Annotated in this window: 2 protein-coding genes and 1 pseudogene; 2 read left to right on the forward strand and 1 reads right to left on the reverse strand. The window is 68.6% G+C overall.

The annotated features are described in order from the left end of the window. Window positions 1-42: 42 nt before the first annotated feature. Window positions 43-593, forward strand: a pseudogene (locus H4N64_RS43820) (flavoprotein). A gap of 569 nt (window positions 594-1,162) precedes the next feature. Further along, window positions 1,163-3,577 (forward strand): UvrD-helicase domain-containing protein, encoded by a 2,415-nt coding sequence (locus H4N64_RS43825; protein ID WP_336246982.1) that lies wholly within the window; start codon window positions 1,163-1,165, stop codon window positions 3,575-3,577. A 176-nt stretch (window positions 3,578-3,753) separates the two neighbouring features. On the opposite strand, the gene H4N64_RS43830 is transcribed toward H4N64_RS43825, so the two are convergent. Next, the coding region (locus tag H4N64_RS43830; protein ID WP_186288212.1) for a transposase at window positions 3,754-4,203 on the reverse strand (450 nt) is incomplete at its 5' end.

Genomic DNA, 4,203 nt, shown 5'->3' on the forward strand with positions numbered 1-4,203 from the left:
AGCCCGAACTGCACCGCTTCAGCCGCCGACTGGGGCCCCTGCGTGAGTGAACCGAACACCCCGAACAAGCCCTTCCTGTACGTCGTCGTCTGCGCCTGCGGCATCGCCGGCGACGTCGGCAACTCATCACCGCCGCGCACGAACGCCACTGGGACGCCGGCGTCATCGCCACCCCGCAAGGGCTGGGCTTCCTCAACACCGAAGCAATCGAAGCCCAGACCGCCTACCCCATCCGCTCCGCCTGGCGCACACCCGGTGAGGTTCGCCCGCTGCCGCCCGCCGACGCCATCGCCGTCGCCCCGGCCACCTTCAACACCATCAACAAGAGGGCCGCCGGCATCAGCGACACCCTCGCCCTGGGCATCCTGTGCGAGGCCTACGGCATGGGCATTCCCACCGCCGTCCTGCCCTACCTCAACACAGCCCAGGCCGCCCACCCCGCCTACCACCGCAGCCTGAGCCACCTGCACGACATGGGCGTACTGATCGGTTCCTACGAACCCCACCCGCCCAAAACCGGCGGCGGCGCCGACCGCTTCTGCTGGCACGAAGCCCTCGAACTGCTCGAACCACACCTCGCCCCCCGACCATGACAAGCCCACGCTTCGAGGGAACATCCCCGCGAGCGCGGGGAGCGGGCGGCCAGCCCCGGCCACGCAGGGACCAGACGACGCTGACGCGGTCAATCCTCGCGATCTGTGGAACATCCCAGCCGCCACCCGACGATCACGACCGCCATCGCGGCTACGGGGAGCGGGCACCCGACCACGTCGCCTACTCGCTCCCCAGTTTCTCAGTCAGGGAGCTGCAGGAACGGTGGCTGCACCCGGAGAAGGTGGGTGTCGGGGAGGGTTTCCTCGTAGCGGTCCAAGACCTTCTTGTGGCGGCCGGCCCCGAAGTCCTGACCGACCAGCTCGCCCCAGCGGGAACTATCCGTGGCGGGTTGGACCTCCCTCGCATGGTGGAGGAACGCAGCGCTCTACTGAGTGGCCGGAAGGGGACAGGTGGCCGTGATCGGTCGGCCACTCTTTTCGAGGATTCGCATGGACGTGTTGGTGAAAGTGACAGGTTGTCAGTGGGCGCCGCCATGCTGATCGTGCGCGGCCGAAACCGGGGCCGGGCTCCGGGATGACCCATCGTACGGGCGGAAAGGATGTGGGGCGTGGCCTTGCGGGCGACGGCTGAGCAGGAGGCCGCCAGGGCGGCATTCGCCGCGGGCGAGGACTTGGCGCTGGTGGCCGGCGCCGGTACGGGGAAGACGTCGACGCTGGTGATGATGGGCTCGGCATCACGTCGTCGGGGCCTGTACGTGGCCTTCAACAAGCCGATCGCGGACGAGGCCAGGGCCCGGTTCGGGCGCAACGTGGACTGCCGTACCTCGCATTCGCTGGCCCACCGGGCGGTGGGTCACCGGTTCCAGGACCGCCTTGACGCCTCCCGCCACATGCCCCTGAAGCGTACGGCGCAGTTGCTGGGCATTGACCGTGATCTGGCGGTGGGCAAGAGGCGGCTGAGGGCGACGACGCAGGCGCGGCTTGTGATGGAGATGGTCCGGCGGTTCTGCTACAGCACAGATGAGCAGGTCGCGGCCCGGCATCTGGGGCCGGTGAACGGGCTGGATGACCACGGTGCGCAGTACCTGGCGGAGGTGCTGCTGAAGCGGGCGCGGCGGGCGTGGGAGGACATCTGCTCTCCCACGGGGCAGCTGCCGTTTCAGCACGACCACTACTTGAAGATGTGGGCGATGACGCGGCCAAGGCTGCGGGCGGACTTCGTGCTGCTGGATGAGGCGCAGGACACCAATCCGGTCCTGGAGGAGATCTTTCTGACGCAGGACGCGCAGCGGGTGTGTGTCGGGGATCCGGCGCAGCAGATCTACGAGTGGCGGCATGCCAAGGACATCATGAGCGGATTTCCGGGCCAGCGGATGGAGTTGACGCAGTCGTTCAGGTTCGGGCCGGCGATCGCGGAGGTGGCGAATCGGTGGCTGCGGGCTGCCTCGTCGACGATGCAGCTGACCGGTCATGCCAGCGGCCTCTCGGGGCTGGGGCGGGCCGAGGTCCCCGATGCGGTGCTGTGCCGCGGCAACGCAGATGCACTCGCCGAGGTGCTGCGTTTCCTTGAGGAAGGCGTGCCGGTTGCGCTGGCCGGGGGCGGGAAGCCGCTGTTGAAGATCGCTGAGGCGGCGATCGATCTGCAGGCGGGCCGGCGGACCTCGCACCACGAGCTGTTCTTGTTCTCCTCCTGGGGCGAGGTACAGGAGTACGCCGAACAGGACTCCGCGGCAGCGGAGTTGAAGGCGATCGTGGAGCTGGTCGACACCTACGGGCCGCATCAGATCATCGCGGCCGTGCAGCGGATGGTCGACGAGGACCGGGCGCGGGTCGTGGTGTCGACGGTTCACAAGGCCAAGGGGCGCGAATGGAAGCGCGTGCGGATCGGGGACGGGTTCACCCCGGCGGCGGACGAGCCCAGGGCACGCGGGGTGCATCCCGCGGAGGCACGGCTGATCTACGTGGCGGTGACGCGGGCTCGCGAGGTGCTGGACACGACGGGGATCCAGTGGGCCGAAGCCCAGATCCGACACACCTCGCGCGCGACGGTGACGAGTACACCGGACGGCGTGCCGCTGGCCGCGCTGCCTTTGACGGGGCAGCTGGAGTACCCCCGCTCGCCCATGGCGCAGTTCCTGGCCCGCCATCTGCCGCGCACGGACCGGCTGGTCGCCTCCTACCTGCACCAGTCGCGTGGGCTTGCGCCAGCCGTGCAGCCGATGGACGAACGGCGCCCCGACTATGCGGCCCTCGGCCACACCATCGACTACCGTCTGAGGCTCCGTCTCGGGTGCGGCCTGGGCGGCGCGGTCACGACCGGCGTGCGCCTTCTTGGCAGTACCGTCCCGATACAGGGTGCTCCCACGCCAGAGGTGCGGCGAGCCCTGCATACGGCCGGCACCCGTCTGCTCGCCCGGCTCCAGACCCACCTAGAGGGTGCGCCGCGGCTGGGAGAGGAGGAGCTGACGCGGCTGTGTCACGTAGCGGGGTACTTTGAGGCCGTCTACCGCAACGGCGTGTTCTCCCGGCGCCGGAACCTGCTCGCACACGCCGATGCGCACACCACGCTCGCCCATCTGACCGCGGCGGTGCCCGTATACGTGGTGGAAGACATCGCCGAGCAGATGGGACTCGCCGAGAAACCCTTCGCACCGTTACTGCAGCTGCCGGATCATCAGCGGGTGTGCGGCCCGGTGTTCGCCGGCAGTGCCGACCTGGGCGGCGCGGACGCGGACTTCATCGTCGGCGGACTGCTCATCGACTGCAAAGCCACCACCCGCCCCCACTCCCTCCACCGCTCCGCGGTCCAGCAACTCGCCGGATACCTGCTGCTCGACTACGACGACACCTACAGCATCGACCGCGTCGGTCTCTACCTCTCCCGTCAGGGCGCCCTGATCACGTGGCCCGTCCCCGAGTTCCTCAACACCCTCGGCGCGCGTGCTCCACTCCCCCAACTGCGCACCCGGCTACGCGACCACCTGCGTCGGGCGAAGCACTCGACGCCGCCACGGAAGGACTGACGGACGCTCAGACGTAGTGGCGTGGCAGGGACGGCTCGCGGCGGGAAAGGGGAACGGGACCCTCCCCCATCGCCCCGACCCACTCCAGTCCGTGTCTGCGGGCAGCCATAAGACTCGCCGGGTACGGGACTGTAAGACGGGCCCTGTCTCACATTCGGTGGTGACGGAGGGTGTCGCTATCCGAGGAGGATGCGGTGGCGGAGGAGGGTGAAGCCTGCTCGTCCGTGCATCTGGCGGGCGATCCGCTTGGTCTTGGTGTTGACGCCCTCGGTGGGGCCGTTGCTGTAGCGGAGTGTGAACGCGGCGATTACGGCGTCGAGGTCTCGCTCCAGCCCTCGAGTGAAGGCATGCAGGTACGGCAGATCGGCAGCGCGGACCTGGGTGATCCAGAGCTCGAGCGCGTCGGCATTGTCTGGGTGAGGCTGCAGGAGCTGGGCGAAGTCCCTGATAAAGACGGCGAGTTGGGTCATCTCAGGGCGGGCCGCGATGAGCCGGTCCAGTAGGTGCTGATGTTCGGCCTTGAGGCTGTCGGGCATGGTGAGGAGCATGCGGGCGAGTCTGCGCGGGGAGATGTGGCTGCGGTCGGCGTCCGCGCGGCCCTGGTTGATGTACTTGTGCAGGAGGTT

This window comes from Streptomyces cupreus (genome assembly GCF_014257025.1).
In the GTDB taxonomy this organism is placed as follows: domain Bacteria; phylum Actinomycetota; class Actinomycetes; order Streptomycetales; family Streptomycetaceae; genus Streptomyces; species Streptomyces cupreus.